This is a genomic window from Microtetraspora sp. AC03309 (assembly GCF_020826795.1).
Taxonomy (GTDB): Bacteria; Actinomycetota; Actinomycetes; order Streptosporangiales; family Streptosporangiaceae; genus Microtetraspora; species Microtetraspora glauca.
The window spans coordinates 1-21,628 of record NZ_JADDIL010000028.1 but is presented as its reverse complement, the minus strand read 5'-3'; the positions used below and the strand labels follow the sequence as shown (position 1 = coordinate 21,628).

Sequence of the window (21,628 nt, the reverse complement as noted above, 5' to 3'; positions counted from 1 at the left end):
GGGCGGGTGTTGGGCGGGCCCGGACGACCCTCGGCCGGTCAGCGGGCGAACGCCAGGGCCGGCACCAGGGCCGGCACCCGCGTGAGGTCGTCGGCCGGCGCGCTCGACGTCCTCCGTGGACGGCGGATCAGGCGGGGGAGCGGCGGCCGGGACGCCCGTCGTCCTCGTCCCGGCGTACGGGCCCCCGTAGCGGGCTCGCGCGCACACCGGCCCGCGCGGCGACACCGGTACTGCCGCCGCGCGTCGCGGGGAAGCCGTGGCGGGCGCCGGGGGACGGCTCCTGCGCGGGAACGCTGGTCCCCGGTCCTGGCGGGCGGCGCGCGGCATGCTGGGGAGCGGAGGAGGACCACAGGAAGCCTCCGGCGGCGACGGCGGCGACGAGGACGAACCAGGCCAGCGCCCGGCCCGTCCGCAGTCCGTAACCGGACACCAGCCAGTACGCGCCCAGCGCCATCCGGGTGGCCGGGCGGGCGGCGGTGATCCGCCGCATCTCCATCGCGCCGAACGCGAAGTCGGTCGCGGTCCGGTCGTCGTCGACCCGGAGCCCCGCGTACAGATGTTTCAGACGTCCGGGATCGACGGCGCGCCGCGTCGGGCCGAACCGCAGCGTGTGCTCGTCGGCGAGGAGTTGCCGCCTGCTCCACCACCGCACGGGCGGCCAGCTCAGCCGGAGCTGGACCCCGCGCGGGGTGGTGGCGAACACGCAGCCGGTCAGCCGCAGCCGCCCGGGGTCGGGCACACCCGCCAGATGGCATCCGGCCAGATCCACGCCCGTGAGGGAGAGCCGGTCGACGTCGAGCCGCTCCAGGGAGAGCACCCGGACCCGTCCGGCGCGGCGGACCACGCTCGCCTGGCCGCGGGAGACGAGCCCGCGCAGGTCCACGTCGGCGTCGTCCAGCCGCAACACCAGGCGCCCCGTGACCTGGGCGTTGCGCAGGTCGATCAGGCACCCGGACGCGTCGATCTCCAGCTTGCCGTCCGTACGCGCCCCGGCGAGCACGAGGCGCCCGGCGACCGACGAGGGGGACAGGAAGGCGCCGCCGGCGAACCGGGCGCCCTCGAACGCGGCCGCGCCGTCGAAGGCCGACCTGGACAGGGAGACGGCTTTCCGGAATCTGGCGCCACGAAACCGGGCCTCACCGTGGAACCGGGTGCCGTCGAACGAGGTGAACCCGGTGAAATCGGCCTGGTCGAAGGAGGCGGACGACAGGCACGCGTCGCCGAAGAGCGCGTCGCTGCCCACCCGCACCCGGTCGAAGGACGCGTGGCCGTGGACGCGGGCGCCGTGCATCGACAACTCGCGGGCGAACGTGGTCTCCGCGAAGGAGACGTTGCCGGTGAACCTGGACCCGAAGAACGACGCGAGGCCGTCGAAGCGGGCGCGGGCGAACGACGCGTCGCCGAGGAACTCCACCCCGGCGAAACGGGCGGGAGAGGTGAAGCGCGCCAGGTCGAACCGGGCACGGCCGAGAGATCGGCGGGTCGCGGCGAGCACGAGGTCGAGCAGTTCCGCGCCGACCAGGGTGCCGCGCAGGTCGACGCCCTGCCCGGGAGAGAGGGCCCGGAGGCGCGAATCCAGCTCGTCGGGGCCCAGGTGGGCCAGGCAGCGTCCGTACGGCTGATGGGCGGCGCCGGCACATCCGTCGTGGGCGCACGTGATCCAGCCGACATCGAGGAAGCTCGGGGGCATGGAGGAGTCATACCCACATTCACGGGCGTTCGGGATCGATGACGCCCCGCTTGCCGCGGTCCAGGTGCTCCGTACGGGGAACCCGCGGATAGCGCAGGTCGAAGACGGGACGCTCGGACCTGATCGGCGGGATGGTGAGGAAGTTGTGACGTGGCGGCGGGCATGACGTGGCCCATTCCAGGGAGTTGCCGAACCCCCACGGATCGTCCACCCGCACCCGTCTCCCGTGCCGTGCCGTACGCCAGACGTTGTAGAGGAACGGCAGCGTCGAGATGCCCAGGAGGAACGCCCCGCAGCTGGAGACGACGTTCAGCGTGGTGAAGCCGTCGGACGCGGCGTAGTCGGCGTATCGGCGCGGGAAGCCGTCCACGCCGAGCCAGTGCTGGACGAGGAACGTCATCTGGAAGCCGACGAACAGGCTCCAGAAGTGGATCTTTCCGAGCCGGTCGTCCAGCATCTTCCCGGTGAGCTTGGGCCACCAGAAGTAGAAGCCGGCGAACATCGCGAAGACCACGGTCCCGAAGACCGTGTAATGGAAGTGGGCCACGACGAAGTAGGTGTCGGTGACGTGGAAGTCCAGCGGCGGTGAGGCGAGGATGACGCCGGTGAGGCCGCCCAGCAGGAACGTCACCAGGAAGCCGACGCAGAAGAGCATCGGCGCCTCGAAGCTCAGGTGGCCGCGCCACATCGTGCCGGTCCAGTTGAAGAACTTGATCCCGGTCGGCACCGCGATCAGGAAGCTCATCAACGAGAAGAACGGCAGAAGCACCTGCCCGGTGGCGAACATGTGGTGCGCCCACACTGCCATGGACAGCAGCGTGATCGAGATCGTGGCGCCCACCATGCCGACGTAGCCGAACAGCGGCTTACGGCTGAACACCGGGATGACCTCGGTGATGATCCCGAAGAACGGCAGGGCGATGATGTAGACCTCGGGATGCCCGAAGAACCAGAACAGGTGCTGCCAGAGGATCGCTCCGCCGGTCTCCGGATGGAAGACGCGGCTGCCCATCTTCCGGTCGATCTCCAGGACGATCAGAGCCGCCGCCAGCACCGGGAACGCCAGGAGCGCCATGACCGAGGTCAGCAGGATGTTCCACGTGAAGATCGGCATCCGGAACATCACCATGCCGGGCGCACGCAGCCCGATGATCGTGGTGACGAAGTTGACCGCGCCGAGGATCGTCCCGAGACCGGACAGGGCGAGGCCCATGATCCACAGATCGACGCCGTGGGACGGGCTGAACTGGATGAGCGACAGCGGGGCGTAGCCGGTCCATCCGTACGCCGCGGCGCCCCCCGCGGTTCCGAAACCAGCCAGCACCATGATCCCGCCGAACAGGAACAACCAGTACGCCACGGCGTTCAGGCGGGGAAATGCGACGTCCGGCGCCCCGATCTGCAGCGGCATGATCGCGTTGGCGAAACCGGCGAACAAGGGTGTCGCGAAGAGCAGCAGCATGATCGTGCCGTGCATGGTGAAGAACTCGTTGTACTGCTGGTTGGTCACGAACTGCAGTCCGGGTGCCGCCAGCTCCGCCCGGATGATCATCGCGAACAGGCCGCCGACCAGGAAGAAGCAGAAAGACGTGATGAGGTAGAGATGCCCGATCACCTTGTGGTCGGTGGTGGCGAGCCAGGAGATGAGCCGGGCCCCGGTCCGGATCCGCTCCTTGGGCGCCGGGCGCGAGGCTTGCGTGGTCATGGCGTCTCCTGTCCCCGAAAAGGAGGCTTCCAGCCGTCATGTACCCGCCCGGCCACGGATGGAATGCTGGGCAGGGGGCAAGGGGTTATGCCCGCTGAGACGCAGACGAAAGGAGTCGCCGATGGCGACCATCGAGGTAACCGAGAAGAACTTCAACGAGATCGCCGACAAGGGCATCGTGCTGCTGGACTTCTGGGCGTCGTGGTGCGGCCCCTGCCGTACGTTCGCCCCGATCTTCGAGAAGGCGTCCGAGCAGCACGACGACATCACGTTCGGCAAGATCGACACGGAGGCTCAGCCCGGTCTGTCCGAGGGGTTCGACATCACGGCGATTCCCACGATCATGGCGATCAGGGACGGCATCGTGGTGTTCGCCCAGCCCGGTGCCCTGCCCGCTCCGGCGCTCGACGACCTGATCAAGCAGCTTCGGGGGCTCGACATGGACGCCATCCGCGCCGAGATCGACGCGGAGATGAAGCAGAAGTAGGGCGCGTCCCGGTCCGCTGAACGCGGCCGGGCTCTTCGAACGGCAGGCCCGCCCTGGCCAGCCTGCCACGGCTGACGCGCACGGCCCCGCCGAGGGCCGCCGGTTCATGAGTGTTCGCTCGGAACCGGCGGCTCAGTGTCGACCGTTCACGGCCGCGCGCCCGCCGTTCAGGACCGCCCGCGGTTCAGTACTGCGAGCGGCTCAGGACACCGCGGTTCAGGACTGCGAGCGGTACAGCTCCGCGACGCGGAAGGCCAGGTCGAGCGACTGGCTGCGGTTGAGGCGCGGGTCGCAGGCGGTCTCGTACCGCAGCGACAGATCCTCTTCCACGATCGGGTGCCCGCCGCCCACGCACTCGGTCACGTCGTCACCCGTGAACTCGATGTGGATGCCGCCCGGGTGCGTGCCCAGCGCGCGGTGCACCTCGAAGAATCCGGCCACCTCGTCGAGCACGTCGTCCAGGTGGCGGGTCTTGTGGCCGCTCGGCGCCTCGAAGGTGTTGCCGTGCATCGGGTCGCAGATCCACGCCACCGTGGCACCGCTCGCGGTGACCTTCTCCACGAGAGTCGGAAGGGCCTCGCGGACCTTGCCCGCGCCCATCCGGCTGATGAAGGTGAGCCGCCCGGGCTCGTTGTCCGGGTTGAGCTTCTCGACCAGCGTGAGCGCCTCCTCGGGCGTCGTCGTCGGCCCGAGTTTCACCCCGATCGGGTTCTGGATGCGGCTGAAGAACTCCACGTGGGCTCCGTCGAGCTGCCGGGTGCGCTCGCCGATCCAGACCATGTGCGCCGACACGTCGTACGGCAGGCCGGTCCGGGAGTCGACCCTGGTGAGCGCGCGGTCGTAGTCGAGGATCAGCGCCTCGTGCGAGGAGTAGAAGTCGACCGTGTGGAACTCGTCGGGCTCCGGGCCGCAGGCTCGCATGAACGCGAGGGCCTGGTCGATCTCACGGGCGAGCTGCTCGTAGCGCCGTCCGGCAGGGGACTCGGCCACGAAGTCCTGGTTCCAGGCGTGCACCTGGCGCAGGTCGGCGTAGCCGCCCTTGGCGAACGCGCGGGCGAGGTTCAGCGTGACGGCCGAGGAGTGGTAGGCGCGCAGCAGGCGGCCCGGATCCGGCGTGCGGGCCTCGGCGGTGAAGTCGAAGCCGTTGACCATGTCACCCCGATAGGCGGGCAGCTCCAGCCCGTCGCGGATCTCCGTGTTCTTGGAGCGCGGCTTGGCGAACTGCCCCGCCAGGCGGCCGATCTTGACGACCGGGATCTTGGCGGCGTACGTGAGCACGATCGCCATCTGCAGCAGCGTCTTGAGCTTGTTCCGTACGTTGTCGGCGGTGGCGCCGGAGAAGGTCTCCGCGCAGTCGCCGCCCTGCAGCACGAAGGCCTCACCGCGGGCCACGGCCGCGAGGCTCGCCTTCAGCTGGTCGCACTCTCCGGCGAACACCAGCGGCGGCAGCCCCTGAAGCTCGGACACGACCTTGTCGAGTTCGCCGCGGTCGGGCCAGTCCGGCTGCTGGGCCGCGGGCAGGTCACGCCAGGAATCGAGATTGATTGCGCTCACGACATACCAGGTTATTGCACACGGTCAGTGAAGACGGACGTCATGTCCACGTAGTGAGATCACGTTGATGACGTCGAGGGACATTCGCCGGTGGTTTCGCCGCGATATCGATTCGAGATCTCCCCGGAGTCTCCTGGGAGGTGTTCTGAAGCGTCTGATGTGGAAACGGCCGTATGTGGGTAATGAGTATCGGCCGCAATGCGCACGCTGAGGCAGGCGTTTCGCATGGCGGCGGCGAACGTCAACGCAGGACGTTCAGGGCGCGGGTGAGGGAGTCGGCCGTGCGCGTGCGGAGCGGCGCGTAGGCCTCCTCCGGATACTGGCGGGGGCCGTTCTCCACCAGCATGATCAGGTAGAGGTAGGTCCGGTAGAGGGCGTCGCGGATCCGCGCCTCCGGGCCGGTCGCCAGGGTGCCTCCGGCCTCCCGGTAGCCCACGAGCAGCGGGTCGTCGTCCCGCAGCTCCGCGAAGATCGTCGGTGTGACGAAGTCGGCGAGGGGATCGCCCCAGAAGGCCCGCTCGTGGTCGATGAGCGCCTGGATCCGCGGCCGGCCGCCCGTACCACCGTCGTCGCCACCGTCCATGCCGGACAGGAACACGTTGCCCGGCCAGATGTCGAAGTGGACGAGCGCGGGCCGGGTCACCTGGTCCAACGCGTACGCGTTGGAGTAGACGAGGCCGGCGATCTCCAGGAGCGAGGCCGGCAGCGGCGTCGCGTACCGTACGGCGTCGTCGAGGATCGCCCCCACCATGACGAGGAACGCCTCCCGCCAGCTCGGCCCCGTCAGGCCCGCGTACGGATAGCCGAAGACGCCGTCGCCCGGGATCGTATGCAGCCGGGCGAGGTGGTGGCCGAGCTCGAACCTGAGGGTGTTCTCGTGGTCGGGGCCGAGCGTCGCCCGGTTCCACGGCACGCCGTCGAGCGCCGACAGGATCAGGTAGTCGCCGCCGACGAGGGGATCGTCGTAGCCCGCGTACAGCAGGTCCGGGAGGGGCACGCCGGAGCCGGAGGCCAGGTGGTACACCATGGCCTCGGTCCGCAGCAGATCACGCTCGTAGGTCAGGAGCTCCAGATCGGGGGGAGGGCCGACCTTGAGTACCACCTGGCGCCCGTCCTCCAGGCCGAGGCGCCACACGGCGTTGGCGAACCCGTCCGGGAGCTCCTCCGCCGACACGACCCCCGTGCCGAGCGCGTCGAGGACAAGGGCGTCGAGCTGGGCGGGGGACAGCCGCCGCTTCGTCTTGCTATCCATTTGTGTTCCCGCTGTCAGGTCAGAAGGTCGTTATCGTCCACCTGGCCTCGTGCGTGTCCCCCGGCTTGAGCACGACGAGGTCGGTGCCCGAGTTGAAAGCGTCCGGCGGGCAGGTCATCGGCTCCACGGCCACGCCCCGGTGGCCGAGTCCGGTGCCCGTGCAGACCTGCACCCAGGGCATCACCGCGAGATCCCAGGAGATCTCCACCCCGCCCTCCGGCCCGCGCAGCCGGACCCGGCCCGCGGTCAGGCCGGTGAAGGCGTGGTCGATCGCGGTGGCGCCGAGCGCGCGCGGCTGCCGGAAGTCGTACGGCGTGCCCGAGACGTCCTCCAGGGCACGCGGGCGGAGCAACTCGTCCGTCGTCAGCACCTGCCCGGCGGGGAGGTCGAGTTCGTACGCCTCGACGTCCGGACCGGCGAGCAGCCACGGGTGCGGGCCGCAGCCGTACGGCGCGGCGTTCGTGCCGACGTTCTCCGCGGTGACCGTGGTGACCAGGCCGCTCGCCGACACGTCGTGGCGCACCTGGAGACCCAGATGGAACGGGTAACCGGGCGTCGGCTCGATGGTGTGCGTGAGCCGGACGAAGCCGTGGTCGTCCTCGGCGGCGAACAGCTCGGCCACGGTCCACGGCACGTCGGCGACGAAACCGTGCAGGGCGTTCCCCCGGTCGGGCTCGTTGACCGGGAGCTCGTGGTGCTCGCCCTCGAAGTCGTACGCCGCGCCCGCGACGCGGTTGGGCCAGGGGGCGAGCAGGGTGCCGCTGTAGTAGGGGATCGGCCCATCCTCAGGCCAGCTCGTCACCAGGTCGCGGCCGTCGTGCCGGAGAACCCGCAGGGCGGCGCCCCGAGGGCTGATCTCGGCCTGGTAGCCGCCACCAAGGATTTCGTACTGGGCCACGGGGGATGTCCTTTCGCCGGGGAACGGTCATATCAGCGTAAGCGAGCCCAATCATCACGTATGGCCGGTGATACGCCGGAGGGATGGGAGCGCTCCCACAGCGGGTAAGTTAGGGCGTTTTGGCGGAAGAGTCAACTAAATCGGCGGAGTGACGCGCCGATTCATGGAACCAGGAGAAAACCGCTGGAAGACCGCGATTTCCCAGGTCCCGGCCGGGTCCGTCCGAGACACGGGAAATCGCCGCCCGGGACAAATCGCCGTCCGGGGCGACGGAATACCCGTTGGGACATGGAGATCAGCCGTCCCGGACCGGGCCGGGGCCGTCGGGACGGCGGCGAACACAGGCGTGGGGTTCCGGGGTTCGACCGCGGTCGTCGTATCCGGGGCTCGGGCGCCCGGATGCCTTCCCGGGCACCCGAGCGCGGAGCGGTGGAGCCTCCGATCCGGTGTCAGCGCACCTCGCCGGACTTGATGACGTCCCGGTACCAGAGGGCGCTGTCCTTGGGAGTGCGCTTCTGGGTCTCGTAGTCGACGCGCACGATGCCGAAGCGCTGGCTGTAGCCCTCGGCCCACTCGTAGTTGTCCAGCAGCGACCACACGTGGTACGCCTCGACGCGGGCGCCTTCCGCCATCGCACGGTGCATCGCGGTCAGGTGGTCGCGCAGATAGTCGATCCGCTCCGTGTCGCGTACCCGCCCGTCGGGGCCGGGGGCGTCCACGGTGGCCAGGCCGTTCTCGGTGATCACCAGCGGCACGCCGCCGTAGTCCTTCTCGAGGCGGACCAGGATGTCGTGGAAGCCTTCGGGATAGATCTCCAGCCACTCCGCCTGCGCCCTCGGGTGCGTGAAGACCCGCTCGCCCTCGCCGTTCACGAAGATCGGCGTGTAGTACTGCACACCCAGCAGGTCGATCGGCTCGCTGATCGTGGCGAGGTCGCCCTCCTGGATGTGGTCGCGCATCGGGCCGCGCTCCGCGATCCACGCCATGGTGTCCTCGGGGTAGCGCCCCTTGAAGATCGGGTCGAGGTACAGGCGGTTCTCCAGGCCGTCTTGGTGGCGCGCGGCGGCGAGCGCCTCCGGGCTCTCGTCGGCCGGATAGGACGGGTGCAGGTTCAGCGCCGGGCCGATGCGTCGCCCGGGGTGCCCGGCGTGCAGGCGCTGCGAGGCGAGCCCGTGCCCCAGCAGCAGGTGGTGCAAGGCGACGAACGCCCGCGCGTCGTCCTTCACCCCGGGAGCATGGATGCCCTCCCGGTAGCCGCAGTCCACGACGGTCTTCGGCTCGTTGATCGTCACCCAGTCCCTGACGTGCAGGGCGCCGAACACGATCTCGGCGTAGTCGGCGAACCGCTCCGCCGTGTCCCTGTTCTCCCAGCCGCCCCGGTCCTGGAGCTCCTGAGGGAGGTCCCAGTGGAACAGCGTGGCCATCGGGCGGATGCCGCGCTCCACCAGCCCCTCGACCAGCCGCCGGTAGAAGTCCAGGCCCTTCTGGTTGGGCACGCCGGAGCCGGACGGCTGGATCCGCGGCCAGGCGATCGAGAACCGGTAGCTCTGCAGGCCGAGCTCCGACATGAGGTCGAGGTCCTCGGCGTAACGGTGGTAATGGTCGGCTCCCGGCTCCCCGGTGTCGCCGTCACGCACGTTCCCCGGGACGGCGCTGAAGGTGTCCCACACGGACACGCCGCGGCCGTCCTCGGTGGTCGCGCCCTCGATCTGGTACGCGGCGGTGGCGGCGCCCCAGACGAAGTCCGATGGAAATCTCGCCGGTGAATTCATCAGGCTGGTCCAATTCTCACGTATTGAAATGTCCGGGGTTTTCCAGCACCGTCCGGAGCGCACCGAGAAATTCCGCCGCTTCCCGTCCGTTGATGAAACGATGGTCGTAGGAAAGTCCCAATCCGCAGATTTTCCGTACGGTGAAGCCGTCGCCTTCCCGGACCACCTCGGGACGCGGCGCGGTCAGCGCCAGCGCGCACGTCTGGCCGGGGAAGACGATGGGCGCCGCCATGACGATGCCGTCGTACGTGTGCAGGGTGAGCGTGATCGCGCCGCCCCGGAGGTCTCGCTCCCGGAAGCTCCCTTCGAGCGCCGTACGGCGGAAGCCGGTCAGGTCCCGCGCGATCTCGGCGACGGAGCGGCCGGCCGCGTCCCGGACGACCGGGATGAACAGCCCCTTGCCCACGTCGACCGTCACGCCGACGTCCGCGCCGGCGGCACGCCTGGCACGCGGACCGTGCGGGCCGGGGACCGGCGACGCGAAGAAGAGCGGGAAGACGTCGAGGAGCCCGCCCACGGCCTTGACGACCAGTTCGGGCACCCCGACGAGGACCCGGTGCCGCCGGGTCAGGTCACGGGTGAGCGGCAGCGCGTCGGTCACGTCGACGTTCATGAGGGTGAAGGCCGACGGGATCTCCCGGCGTGACCGCTCGACGACCTCCGCTGTCCGCCGCTGCGCCCGCGACAGCGCGATCAGCTCGCCCGCGTCGTGCTCATCCTGTTCACCCGGAGGCTGCTCGCCCGTCGCCCCGCCGACCGGGCCGGCTCCGAGCCCTTCCAGGTCCGCGCGCCTGACGACCTTCCTGCCGAGCGCGCGGATCCGATCCGGTGAGATGCCCAGCTCGTCGATCAGTCTCCGCGCGGGCGCGGTGACGACGATGTCGTCCCCGCCCGTGCCCGCGAGAGGATCACTGCCGGGTGACGCGCCGCCGGGCGACCCGTCGCCGGACGCCTCGTCGCCGGGCGGTTCGTCGCCGGGCGCGAGCAGCCGGGCGATGGTCTGACCGGGGGCGCACTCGGCTCCCTCCCGGACGAGCCGCCGAAGGACGCCCTCCTCCTCGGCCGTCAGTTCCTCGACCGTCTTGGAGGTCTCCACCGTGACGAGAGGGTCCCCGGCCCGTACGGCGTCGCCGTCCTTGGCCAGCCACTCCACGAGGACGTACGCCGCGTCGTTGTTGTTGAGCTTCGGCACCCGGAAATCGCTCATGAAAGGGCCTCGCGTACGGCGGTCTGGATGTGGCCGGCCTGCACCAGCACGTCACGTTCGAGATGAGGAGCGGCGGGGATGACGCTGTCCGCCGAGTTGACCAGGGTGATCGGGCGGCGCAGCCCGGACCACAGCCGCGGGTAGAGCACACGGGCGACCTCGGCGCCCCACGTGCCGCCCTCGGTGCCGTCGTCGATCACGCAGACGTGCCGCGCCTCCTCCAGGTCGGGGAGGTGCGGAACCGGGTAGAGCTGGGCGGGGACCAGCAGCTCGCAGACCAGCTCGTCCTCCAGGAGCAGCGCCCGCATGGCGTCCAGCGTCCGGTGGACCAGCCCGCCGTGCGTGATGAGTGTGCAGTCAGGCTCCGCCGTACCGTCGAGGAAGACCCGTGCGGTGTCGCCGGCGAGTTCGAACCTGAACAGGTCGTCCAGGCGGTACATGTGCCGGGTGTAGAGCACCTTGTCCTCGAAGAACAGGCACGGCCGGTCCAGGGAGAACATCCGGGCGAACAGCTCGGCCGCGTCGTGGAACGGCGTCATCTCGAACAGGGAGAGGCCGGGCACCCCGATGAAGTGCTTCTGCAGGCTCTGGCTGTGCGTCGGGCCGTAGCCGCGGTTGCCGCCGGTCGGGCAGCGCACGATGAGCGGCACGGGCACGGGCCTGCCGTACATGGTGGTGGACTTGGCGGCGAAGTTCGTGATCTGGTCGAACGCCAGCGCCACGAAGTCGGAGAACATGATCTCGACGATGGCCTTGTCCCCGGCGAGCGCCAGTCCGGCGCCGACGCCCGCGACGGCGCCCTCACTCAGCGGCGTGGACCTGACGCGGGAGCCGAACCGGCTGGACAGCCCCCTGGTGACCTTGAACGCCCCGCCGTACGGGTCGGAGATGTCCTCACCGAGCAGGTGCACGGCCGGATCGGACTCCATGAGGTCGTGCAGGGCCTGGTTGAGGTGCTCGGAGACCCGCGTCACGGCCGCCGTCCCGAGGCCCGCCCGGCGGTGGCTTGTCCGGGTACCTCCTGGAACGCGGGCGGAGGGACCACGAGGGGGCGGGCGGTGACCTCGGCGGTGACCTGTCGCACCAGCGCGAGTTGCTCCCGGTCGATCCGGCCGAACCGCTCGGGGTCGGCCTCGGCGTAGCGGGCGTACCAGTCGGACTCGCGTGCCCGCTGGATCTCCGCCGGTGAGCGGGTGTCGTCGCCCTTGCTGTGCGGGCCGATCCGGTGTGTGACGAACTCGACGACCAGCGGCGACGGCTCGGCCCGTACGGCGTGGACCAGCGGGGCGAGGCCGGCCCGGATCTCCTCGACCTCGGTGGAGGTGACCCGGTGATGGCGCACGCCGAACGCGGCCGCCCGGGCGCCGATCGTCCCGGCGAGCTGCGCGGACGTCGGAGTGGACTGGGCGATGCCGTTGTGCTCGACCACGACGAGAAGGGGGAGGCGCCACAGCAGGGCCATGTTCAGCGCCTCGTAGACGGCGCCCTCCCCCCACGTGCCGTCGCCGATGTAGGCGCAGGCGAGTGCTCCGGAGCCGGCGAGTTTCAGCGCCACGCCGGTCGCCACGGGCAGGCTCTCGCCCTGGACCCCGGTGGACAGGAACCTCCGGTGGTAGAGGTGCTGGCTGCCGCCGATCCCGCCGCACACCGCGCCCTCACGTCCCATGATCTCCGCGAGCAGCCCGTACGGCTCCGCGTGGCGGGCGAGGAAGTGCCCGTGTCCCCGGTGGTTGCTGAACACGAAGTCGTCGTCCCGGAGCAGCGGCGTCAGCGCGACGGGGATGTACTCCTGCCCCAGACACGTGTGCGTCGTCCCGCTGACCGCTCCCTGCTCGAAAAGCCGGAGCAGCGCCAGCTCGAAGTGCCGGATGAGCAGCAGCGACCGGAGGTCCTGATCCGAGGGGGGTGGCCGCAGGCTCGGAGGCGGTGCAGCGGTGACGATCACGGGTGGTGCGCTCCTGGGCGTCGGCGATCGAAGGCGCGCTCAACCACGGCACGGCCGTTCACGGCCACACGTGTCCTTGGGAGCGCTCCCACCGGAGCGTAGATTCGAGAGAGATCGCTGTCAATCCCCGAAGTGATGAGGCGGGCTCGCTGTTTCACCTGCCCATTCCATGAACTGCGGAAATATCACCACTTCTGGGCTTTAGTCGGTAATAACGGACTGAAACATCCATGACACTTGACGAACCAAAGGCGTAATCTCTAGCCTCCACTGCCGTGGGAGCGTTCCCACTCATATTGCCGACGTCCGGGTTTCCGCAGCGCGAGTGGCAGCGACCCTCCGTGCCGCGGCGATCGACTCGGTGTCGTCGGTACGGCACAGCACCGCACCACCGCACGCACGCAGCACACGCACGCAGCACACGCACGCAGCACTGCCTCGAACGTCTGCCGTCAACGTCGTCGTCAGCATCGTCGTCAGCATCGTCGTCAGCATCGTCGTCAGCATCAGTCCATCTGATCAACCGTACTGATCACCGCACCGTTCAGAACGTCGTCAGCGCGTCGTCGTCAGCGCGTCGTCGTCAGCGCGCCGTCACCACGCGGCGCCGTCACGCATCGTCGTCGGCATCGGCCGCCGGCACGTTCGCCGCGTCCGCGCGGCAGCACTGGCGGAACCGGTCGCAAGGGGAATGTCATGTCAAGAACGCTGGAAACCGCCGAGGTGGCGGCATCGTGACGCGGACCGGGCTCTCACCGGCGAAACAGGCACTGCTCGCCCAGCGGCTGAAGGTGGCGCAGGCGGCCACCGTGACGGTGCCGCCGCGCCCGCCCGGCACCATTCCACCGCTCTCGCACGCCCAGGAGCGGCTGTGGTTCCTTGAGCAGTACGCCCCGGGAACCACCGCGTACACCGTCGCCTTCGCCGTCCGGCTGGACGGCGAGATCGACGAGGACGCGTTCGACCGGGCACTCACCGACGTCGCGCGGCGTCACGAGAGCCTCCGCGCCCGGTTCGTCACCACGGACGACGGCACACCCGAGATCGTCGTGGACACGGAGCCGGTGGTCGAGCTGCGGCTGTCGGACGACACCGCCGCGGTGCGCGAGGAACTGGACCGGCCCTTCGACCTCGCGACCGGTCCGCTGCTCCGCGCCCTCCTGGTCCGGCTCGGCCCGGCCGAGAACGCGCTGCTGCTCACGATGCACCACACCGTCACCGACGGCTGGTCCTGCGACATCGTGGTGGAGGAGCTCCTCGCCCTCCACGAGGTGTACCGGACCGGGACCGACGCCGGTCTCGCGCCGCCGCCGGCGCAGTACGGCGACTACGCGCTCTGGGAGCGGGGGCGGTCCCACGACGACGACATCCGCTACTGGCGGGAGCGGCTGGCCGGGCTGGCGCCGCTGGAGCTGCCCACCGACCTGCCGCGTCCGCCCGAACAGGGATGGGACGGCGCCGCCCACGGACTGGAACTGGACCGCGAGCTCGGCGACGCGCTGGCGGAACTGGGCAGGGCGCACGGCGCGACGCCGTACATGACGCTGCTCGCCGCGTTCCAGGTGTTGCTCTCCCGCTATTCCGGGCAGCACGACTTCGCGGTGGGCTCACCCGTCTCCGGACGCGACCTGCCGGAACTGGAACGGGTGGTCGGGCTCTTCATCAACTCGCTGCCGATGCGGGCCGACCTGTCCGGCGACCCGTCGTTCACCGAGTTGCTCGCCCGGGTGCGGGAGACCGCGCTCGACGCCTACGCGCACCAGGAGCTTCCCTTCGACCGGCTCGTGGGCGAACTCGGCGTCGAGCGCGACGTCAGCAGGTCGCCGGTCTTCCAGGTGATGTTCGCGCTGCAGAACTACCGGTCGGCGCCGCTGCGCACCCAGGGGCTGGGCATGTCGGCGTACCCGATCGAGGTGTCCGCCACCCGGTTCGACCTCGCCCTCTACCTGATGGAGACCGGGGAGGGACTGCGCGGGAACATCACCTACCGCACCGAGTTGTTCACCGCCGAGACGATCCGGCGGATGGCCGCCTGCTTCGAGCGACTGCTCCGGTCGATCGTCGCCGATCCCGGAGCGCGGACGTCCGAACTGGAGATTCTCCCTCCGGAGGAGCTCGGCCGGGTGCTGGCGTTCGGCGCGTCCGCGCCGGTACCGCCGGTACCGCCGGTCCCGCCGGTCCCGCCGGTCCCGCCGGTACCGCCGGTACCGCCGTTCGACGGTGTGCTGCTGCATGAGGTGATCGCGGCACAGGCCGCGCGCACCCCCTCGGCCACGGCCGTCGTCTCCGGCGACGTCTCGCTCACGTACGCCGAGCTGGACCTGCGGGCCGAGCGGCTGGCGCGCCGCCTGCGGGGGCTCGGCGCGGGGCCGGACGACCGGGTCGCGATCTGTCTGGAGCAGTCGGCCGGGCTCGCGGTCGCGGTCCTCGGCGTGCTCAAGTCGGGCGCGGCCTACCTGCCGCTCGATCCCGAGCACCCGGCCGAGCGGCTCGCCTACGTCCTGGCCGACGCCGGTGCCGGGATCGTGGTGACCAGCGCCGACCTGCGCGACCGACTCCCCGATGACGTGATCCCGGTCCTCCACGAATCGGACGGTACGGAGGGTGGCACGGGGAGCGGCGGCGCGCGCGGCGTCGGGGACGGAAGCCGGGGGGCCGACGGCGTCCGGGGCGCCCCGGGCGACCTGGCGTACGTGATCTACACGTCCGGCACCACCGGGCGGCCCAAGGGGGTGGGGGTCCAGCACCACGAGGTCCTCGTCTATCTCGCGGGCGTCAGGGAACGGCTCGGCGTCGAGCCGGGGTCGTCCTTCGCGTTGCTCCAGTCGCTCGCCTTCGACTTCGGCGTGACGGTGTTCTACCTGTGCCTGATGACCGGCGGCACGCTGCACCTCGTCCCCTCCCGTACGGCGGGGCCCGAGCTGGCGGAGACGTTCCGCCGGGTCGGGGTGGACTACCTCAAGATCACTCCGTCGCACCTGGCCGCGCTGCTCGCGGACGCCGAACCCGCAGAACTGCTGCCCGCGAAGCTCCTGCTCCTCGGCGGTGAGGCGGCGCCGCGCGGATGGGCGGGCGAACTGGCCGCGCTGGGCGAGTGCCGGGTGGTCAACCACTACGGGCCCACCGAGGCGACGGTCGGTGTGACCACCTACGAGGTCACTCCTTCTCCGCCGCCTCCGGCCGTCTCCACGCACCCGGCGGCCTCGATCTCATCGACGAGCCTTCCGATCGGGTCCCCGCTTCCCGGAGCGCGGGTGCACGTGCTCGACGAGCGGATGCGGCCGGTCCCGGTCGGCGTGCCCGGCGAGATCTACCTCGGCGGCGACCGGCTGGCACGCGGATACCTCGGCAAGCCCGGCCTGACCGCCGACCGCTTCGTCCCCGACCCGTACGGCGGGCCCGGGGCGCGCATGTACCGCACCGGAGATCTCGGCAGGTGGTCACCCTCGGGCGACCTGGAGTTCCTCGGCCGCCGCGACCTCCAGGTGAAGATCCGCGGCTACCGGGTGGAGCTGGGCGAGGTGGAGTCCGTGCTCGCGGACCACCCCGACGTGGCCCAGGCCGTCGTCGAGCCCCGTGGCGAGCAGCTCGTCGCCTATCTCGTCGGCCATGCCCTCCCCGACCGTCCCGACGCGCGGGCCGAGGGACCGGACGCGATCGAGATGCGCGCCTGGCTGGCCGAACGGCTGCCCGCCTACATGATCCCGGTCAGGTACGCGTGGCTCGACGAGCTGCCGCTCAAATCGCACGGCAAGGTCGACCGGGCCCGGCTCCCCGAGCTCGGCGCCGAGGCTCCGGCCGCCCTCTTCGTCGCCCCGGCCACGCCGGCCGAGGAGACCGTCGCGGACATCTGGACGGACGTGCTCGACGTGGAGCGGGTGGGCGCGCTCGACGACTTCTTCACGCTGGGCGGCCATTCGCTGCTGGCCATGCGGGTGATCGCCCGGCTGCGCAAGGCGTATCCGGACCGCACCGTCACCGTGCTCGACCTGTTCAAGCACCGGAGCGTCCGCGAGCTCGCGCTGCTCCTCGAAACCGGGGACTCCGGCCCACGCACGCTGCTGCACCGGCTCACTCCCGCCAGGAAGGCCGCCTCCACCCTCGTCTGCGTGCCGTACGGCGGGGGCAGCGCCGTGGTCTACCAGCCGCTCGCCGACGCGCTGCCCGCCGACTGGGCGTTGTACTCGGTCGCCGTACCCGGTCATGAGCTGGGTGAGGAGGCCCGGCCGTTCGACGAGGTCGTACGCGACTGCGTGGCCGAGATCATCGAGATCACGGACGGCGCCTCCGGGCCGCTCGTGCTCTACGGGCACTGCGGGCTCGGCGTCATGCTCATCACCGAGATCGCCCGGCAGGTGGAGGCGACGGGACGCGAGGTGGAGGCCATCTACCTCGGCGGCATCTTCCCCTTCGCCAAGCCCGGTCGTGGTCTCGGCTGGCTCGGCACGCTGATGGACCGGCTGACCAGCGACCAGGGACGGGTCAACGCCCTCACCGCCGCGGGGCTCGACGTCGAGGATCTCGGCCGCGAGCAGATCCGGCTGATCGTCGAGAACCGGCGCGAGGGCACCCGCGCGGCCGAGCGGTACTTCACCCGGCTCTTCGAGGAGGAGGAAGCGGGAGTACGCGCGCCAATCATCTCGGTGGTGGGGGAACGGGATCCGGCGGCCGAGTTCTACCAGGAGCGCTACCGCGAGTGGCACCGGATCACCGACACGGCGGCCTGCGTGGTGATCGACGAGGCCGGGCACTTCTTCATGCGCTACCGCGCCGCCGAGCTGGCCGAGATCATCACCGGCACGCACACGGCCATCGCCTCGGGGCGTACGGCGCCGCTGGAAGGGCCGCTGGAACACGACGACGAGCGCACCTGGTGGCTACAGGGCGTGTCGCGCACACCATCCGGCCCGGTCCACGGTCCGGCGCGGCCGAAGGACGGCGCGGCGGCCCGATCGGGGCCGCCGCCGAGCATGCGGCGGTTCCTCCTGGTCGCGGCGGGCCAGCTCATCTCGATCACCGGCTCCGCGCTGACCGAGTTCGCCATCCCCATCTGGATCTATCTCACCACCGGGTCACTCGCCCGGTTCGCGCTGTTCGCCGTGCTCGGCCTGGTGCCCGGCATGCTGGCCGCGCCGCTCGCGGGCGCGATCGTGGACCGCTACGACCGCAGGAAGGTCATGCTCGCCGGAGACATCGGCGCGGGCGGCACCCAGCTCGTACTGGGCGTCCTGCTCTGGACCGGCAACCTCCAGGTGTGGCACGTCTACCCCCTGCTGGTCGGCCTCTCCGTCGCGCTGACCTTCCAGCGCCTGGCGTACGGCTCCGCCATTCCCCAGCTCGTGCCGAAGCGCTTCCTCGGCCACGCCAACGGCGTCGTGCAGATGGTCACAGGAACCGCGCAGCTCGTGGTGCCGCTGATCGCGGTCGGCCTGATGGCGGCGATCGGGCTCGAGGGCATCCTCGCGATCGACGTGGCGAGCTACGCGGTCGCCACGCTGATCGTGCTCTTCGTCCGCTTCCCGTCGTCGATGGCCTGGCGGCGCCGCGAGAGCATGCTCGCCGAGATGGCGGGCGGCATCCGGCACTCGTGGGGCAACAAGGGTTTTCGCGCGATGCTCGTCTTCTTCGCGGTGCTGAACGTGTTCCTGTCCCCGCTGTTCCTGATGATCTCGCCGCTCGTGTTGTCGTTCGCGTCGCTGGCCGACGTGGGCCGGGTGTCGTTCGCCGGAGGTCTCGGCGTCTTCCTCGGCGGGCTGGCGATGACCGCGTGGGGCGGGCCGCGGCGGCGCCGCCTGTACGGCGTGCTCGTCGCCACGCTCGCGCTGGCGGTGTTCTGCCTGCTGACCGGGCTCCGCGCGGACCTGGTGACGATCGCGGTGGGCGCGTTCGGCATGTCGCTCTGCCTGACCGTGCTGAACGGCGTCTACGCCACGATCATCCAGGTCAAGGTGCCGCAGCGGTTCCACGGCCGGGTCATCGCGCTCAACACGCTGGTCGCCTGGTCCACGCTGCCGATCGGGTTCGGCCTCGTCGCGCCGTACGGCACGGAGGTCTTCGAGCCGCTGCTCGCCCCGGACGGGCCGCTCGCGGGCACGGTCGGCCTGGTGCTCGGCACCGGCGAGGGGCGAGGGATCGGCCTCATGTACGCCTGCTTCGGCCTGGCCATCGCCACGATCGCGCTCGTCGCCATGCGGACCGGAGTGCTGCGGCGGTTCGACGCCGAGGTGCCCGACGCCCTGCCGGACGACCTGGTCGGAGTCCAGGCGCTCGGCGGCCGCGTACCGGGCGGGACCCGGCGCGACTCGAAGGAGGTGCCCGCATGACGGGCCTGACCGCGTACACCGTTCCGGAGCTGCTGCGCATCCGCGCGGAACAGGAGCCGGACGGCGTGGCGATGATCGTCGACGGCCACGGGACGATGACGTTCGCCGAGTGGGACCGGCGGTCCACGGCGGTCGCCGGCGGGCTGGCCGGGCGCGGCGTCGCGCACGGGGACCGGGTCGCGCTGCTGTTCGGCAGCCGTGACTGGATCGACTTCGCCGTGGCGTTCTGCGGCGTGCTCAAGGCGGGCGCGGTCGCCGTGCCGCTGTCGGACCGCCTCGCGCCCGCCGAGACGCGCTACATGCTGGAACACTGCGCGGCCTCCGCCGTGCTGCACGGCCGGGATCTCGCCCCGCCGGACGGCGGTCACTGGGCCGCCGCCACGGCGGACGTCGAATCGGGCCTCGGGCCGGCGTCGTACGGCGACGCGCGGGTCCGGCCCGCGGACCTGGCCCAGATCCTCTACACGTCGGGCACCACCGGGCGGCCGAAGGGGGTCGGCGCCAGCCACGCCAACCTGGCGTACGGATGCGTCACCCAGCCGAACCGCCGCAGGTTCGCGCACTCCCGTCATCTGCTGCACGCCTTCCCGATCGGGACCAACGCCGGTCAGACCATGCTGCTGAACGCCCTCGACGCGCGTCCGGCGGTCCTGACACCCGCCAGGTTCACGCCCGGCCGCTTCGCCCGGATGATCGAGACGTACCGGCCGGGGACCGTGTTCATGGTGCCGTCCATGGCGATCGAGCTGCTCAACGCGGGGCTGCACGAGCGGCACGACATGTCCAGCGTGCTGCTGCTCGGCTCCGCCGCCGCCGCGCTGCCGCCCGCGCTCTCGGAGCGGCTGGCGGCGGCGTTCCCCAACGCGACGGTGACCAACTACTACACGTCCACCGAGGCGGCGCCCGCCCAGACCATCATGATCTTCGATCGGGATCGGCCCGCCGCCCTGGGGCGGCCCGCGTTCGGCGGCGCGCTGCGCGTCACCGACGAGGCGGGAACCCCGCTGCCCGCCGGCGAGGTCGGGGAGGTCTGGATGCGGTCGCCCACCTCCACCCGCTCCTACTACGGCGACGCGGCCGCCAGCGCCCAGGCGTTCAGGAACGGCTGGGTGCGGATGGGCGACCTCGGCTACGTCGACGCCGACGGCTACCTCTATCTGGTGGACCGGGAGAGCGACGTGGTCAAGACCGGCGCCTTCAAGGTCTCCACGCTGCAGGTGGAGGCGGCGCTGTACGAACACCCGCGGGTCGCGGAGGCGGCGGTGTTCGGCGTCCCGCACCCGGTGCTCGGGACCGCGCTCGCCGCCGCGATCGTGCCCAGGTCCGCCGGGCTGTCCGCGACCGAGGTACGCGCCTTCCTGATGGACCGGGTGGCCAGGCACGAGCTCCCCGAGCGGGTGTTCGTCGTCGACGACCTGCCCCGGAACCGGTCGGGAAAGGTGATCAAGAAGGAGTTGTCCGCGCTGCTCGGCGACTCCAGGCTCCATACGGAAGGCGATTGAGATGTCACTGACGCTTGTGGACGAGGGAGAGCAGGCCTCCCTCGCGCAACACGGCATGTGGATCACCGAGCGGATGGGGGCGGGCGGCCGGGTCTACCACATGCCGCTCGCCGTGTGGTTCGACGGCCCGCTCGACACCGACCGGCTGCTCTCCGCGTGCGGCGCGGTCGTCGAGGCCCACCCCGCGCTCGCGGTCGCCCTGGTCGAACGCGACGGCGCCCTCGGGAGGGTGCCCGCCGCCGTGGTCCCGCCCATCCGGTTTCAGGACGACTCCGGGAGCGACCCCGCCGGGCTGATCGACCGCGAGACGGGCCTCGGGCTGGACCTGCGCACCGGGCCGCTCGCCCGCTTCACGCTCCTGCGCCTCGCCCCGGAACGGCACGTCCTCGTGTTCGTCGCCCACCACGCCGTCTTCGACGGCATGTCCAAGGACATCCTGGTGCGGGACCTCGCCGCCGCGTACGCGGGCAGGCCCCTGACACCCCTCCCCATCACGTACGGCGACGCCGTCGCGGAGGAGAACGCGCGGGTGGCGGAGCGGCTCGACGCGGCGGCCGAGTTCTGGCGGAGCCGCTGGCGGGACCACCAGGACCTGCTGCTCCCCGGGCTCACCACACCCTCGACCCGGGCCGCCGCGGGCGAGGCCGTCGACTTCGCGATCGGGCCGGAGATCGCCGCGACGGCCGAGAGGATCGGGGTCACCCGGTTCGAGCTGGTGCTGGCCGCGCTGCACACCCTGCTCCACGCGTACGGGAACGACGGGGCGGCGGTGGCCGTGGACGTCTCCACCCGCACCGAGCGGACGCAAGACCACATCGGGCTGTTCGTCAACGAGCTGCCGCTGACGGTCACGCCCGAGGGGGCGTTCGCGGGCACGTTCGCCGGGCTGGCCCGCGCGGTGCGGGACGAGCTGCGCGCCGTCTACCGCTACCGGCAGGTCCCGCTCGCCCGCGCGGTGGGCGGGGTGAGCCCGCGCACCGCGCTCACCCCGGTCTCGGTCAGCTACCGCAGGCGCGACGGGGACGCCCCCGACTTCCCCGGACTCGGCGTGTCCGTCGACTGGATGATGTTCAACCAGGCGGTCCGGGGCACCCTGCACCTCCAGATGGTGGACGGGCCGGACGGCGTCGCCGCGCGGGTCCAGTTCAATCCGGCGATCCTCGGGCGGGCGCACTGCGAGGCCGTGACCGGCCACCTGCTCACCCTGCTCGACGCGGTCGCGGCCCACCCCGACGCGGAGATCTCCGACCTGCCGCTGCCCGCCCCGGTGCGGGTGTCCGCGGCGTCCCCGGC

Annotated in this window: 14 protein-coding genes; 4 read left to right on the top strand and 10 right to left on the bottom strand. The window is 71.0% G+C overall.

Going from position 1 to position 21,628, the window contains the following annotated elements; translation table 11 throughout:
• Positions 1–127: 127 nt before the first annotated feature.
• Both IMZ11_RS18335 and ctaD read right to left on the bottom strand, forming a co-directional pair.
• Positions 128–1,690 carry a pentapeptide repeat-containing protein gene (locus IMZ11_RS18335; RefSeq protein ID WP_228643019.1) on the bottom strand — a complete coding sequence of 521 codons (1,563 nt, stop codon included), beginning with the start codon at positions 1,688–1,690 and terminating at the stop codon, positions 128–130.
• 19 nt (positions 1,691–1,709) lie between these two features.
• Positions 1,710–3,395: a cytochrome c oxidase subunit I gene (ctaD, locus tag IMZ11_RS18330; protein ID WP_228643017.1), complete on the bottom strand. Its 1,686-nt coding sequence runs from the start codon at positions 3,393–3,395 to the stop codon at positions 1,710–1,712.
• 121 nt (positions 3,396–3,516) lie between these two features.
• Here ctaD and IMZ11_RS18325 point away from each other — a divergent pair, with 121 nt between their 5' ends.
• Complete coding sequence (locus IMZ11_RS18325) at positions 3,517–3,882, top strand: co-chaperone YbbN (RefSeq protein WP_228643015.1); 366 nt, start codon at positions 3,517–3,519, stop codon at positions 3,880–3,882.
• 216 nt (positions 3,883–4,098) lie between these two features.
• Here the strand turns inward: IMZ11_RS18325 and IMZ11_RS18320 are convergent, their stop codons facing one another.
• The 8 genes from IMZ11_RS18320 to IMZ11_RS18285 all read right to left on the bottom strand — a co-directional run bounded on the left by IMZ11_RS18320 (position 4,099) and on the right by IMZ11_RS18285 (position 13,017).
• Positions 4,099–5,436, bottom strand: coding sequence for a class II 3-deoxy-7-phosphoheptulonate synthase (locus tag IMZ11_RS18320; protein WP_228643013.1), 1,338 nt, complete (start codon positions 5,434–5,436; stop codon positions 4,099–4,101).
• Between the two features lie 241 nt (positions 5,437–5,677).
• A complete protein-coding gene (locus tag IMZ11_RS18315) occupies positions 5,678–6,688 on the bottom strand; it encodes a phosphotransferase family protein (protein ID WP_228643011.1) in 1,011 nt (336 codons plus the stop codon).
• Between the two features lie 19 nt (positions 6,689–6,707).
• The gene (locus IMZ11_RS18310; RefSeq protein ID WP_228643009.1) at positions 6,708–7,586 is read right to left on the bottom strand and encodes an aldose 1-epimerase family protein; all 879 of its coding nucleotides are present in this window, start codon (positions 7,584–7,586) and stop codon (positions 6,708–6,710) included.
• A 449-nt stretch (positions 7,587–8,035) separates the two neighbouring features.
• Positions 8,036–9,358 (bottom strand): GH1 family beta-glucosidase, encoded by a 1,323-nt coding sequence (locus tag IMZ11_RS18305; RefSeq protein WP_228643007.1) that lies wholly within the window; start codon positions 9,356–9,358, stop codon positions 8,036–8,038.
• A gap of 16 nt (positions 9,359–9,374) precedes the next feature.
• Entirely contained in the window at positions 9,375–10,565 is a 1,191-nt protein-coding gene (locus tag IMZ11_RS18300) for a 2-oxo acid dehydrogenase subunit E2 (RefSeq protein WP_228643005.1), read from the bottom strand.
• On the bottom strand, positions 10,562–11,539 hold the full coding sequence (locus tag IMZ11_RS46240) for an alpha-ketoacid dehydrogenase subunit beta (RefSeq protein ID WP_228643003.1): 978 nt from the start codon (positions 11,537–11,539) through the stop codon (positions 10,562–10,564). The genes IMZ11_RS18300 and IMZ11_RS46240 overlap by 4 nt, the downstream gene beginning before the upstream one ends.
• Positions 11,536–12,510 (bottom strand): thiamine pyrophosphate-dependent dehydrogenase E1 component subunit alpha, encoded by a 975-nt coding sequence (locus IMZ11_RS18290; protein WP_228643001.1) that lies wholly within the window; start codon positions 12,508–12,510, stop codon positions 11,536–11,538. Before IMZ11_RS18290 ends, IMZ11_RS46240 begins: the two co-directional genes overlap by 4 nt.
• Positions 12,511–12,801: 291 nt before the next feature.
• Positions 12,802–13,017 carry a hypothetical protein gene (locus IMZ11_RS18285; protein ID WP_228642999.1) on the bottom strand — a complete coding sequence of 72 codons (216 nt, stop codon included), beginning with the start codon at positions 13,015–13,017 and terminating at the stop codon, positions 12,802–12,804.
• Between the two features lie 227 nt (positions 13,018–13,244).
• Here IMZ11_RS18285 and IMZ11_RS18280 point away from each other — a divergent pair, with 227 nt between their 5' ends.
• The 3 genes from IMZ11_RS18280 to IMZ11_RS18270 form a co-directional block, all read left to right on the top strand.
• Positions 13,245–18,833, top strand: coding sequence for a non-ribosomal peptide synthetase/MFS transporter (locus IMZ11_RS18280; protein WP_228642997.1), 5,589 nt, complete (start codon positions 13,245–13,247; stop codon positions 18,831–18,833).
• Positions 18,830–20,335, top strand: coding sequence for a class I adenylate-forming enzyme family protein (locus IMZ11_RS18275; RefSeq protein ID WP_228642995.1), 1,506 nt, complete (start codon positions 18,830–18,832; stop codon positions 20,333–20,335). The genes IMZ11_RS18280 and IMZ11_RS18275 overlap by 4 nt, the downstream gene beginning before the upstream one ends.
• A gap of 1 nt (position 20,336) precedes the next feature.
• On the top strand, positions 20,337–21,628 hold a 1,292-nt coding region (locus tag IMZ11_RS18270), incomplete at its 3' end, for a condensation domain-containing protein (protein WP_228642993.1).

Bases quoted from the DNA above. Each gene is read 5' to 3' on its own strand.
- IMZ11_RS18335 (WP_228643019.1), bottom strand. From the start codon at position 1,690: ATGCCCCCGAGCTTCCTCGATGTCGGCTGGATCACGTGCGCCCACGAC.
- ctaD (WP_228643017.1), bottom strand. From the start codon at position 3,395: ATGACCACGCAAGCCTCGCGCCCGGCGCCCAAGGAGCGGATCCGGACC.
- IMZ11_RS18325 (WP_228643015.1), top strand. From the start codon at position 3,517: ATGGCGACCATCGAGGTAACCGAGAAGAACTTCAACGAGATCGCCGAC.
- IMZ11_RS18315 (WP_228643011.1), bottom strand. From the start codon at position 6,688: ATGGATAGCAAGACGAAGCGGCGGCTGTCCCCCGCCCAGCTCGACGCC.
- IMZ11_RS18305 (WP_228643007.1), bottom strand. From the start codon at position 9,358: ATGAATTCACCGGCGAGATTTCCATCGGACTTCGTCTGGGGCGCCGCC.
- IMZ11_RS18300 (WP_228643005.1), bottom strand. From the start codon at position 10,565: ATGAGCGATTTCCGGGTGCCGAAGCTCAACAACAACGACGCGGCGTAC.
- IMZ11_RS18285 (WP_228642999.1), bottom strand. From the start codon at position 13,017: ATGCTGACGACGATGCTGACGACGATGCTGACGACGATGCTGACGACG.
- IMZ11_RS18275 (WP_228642995.1), top strand. From the start codon at position 18,830: ATGACGGGCCTGACCGCGTACACCGTTCCGGAGCTGCTGCGCATCCGC.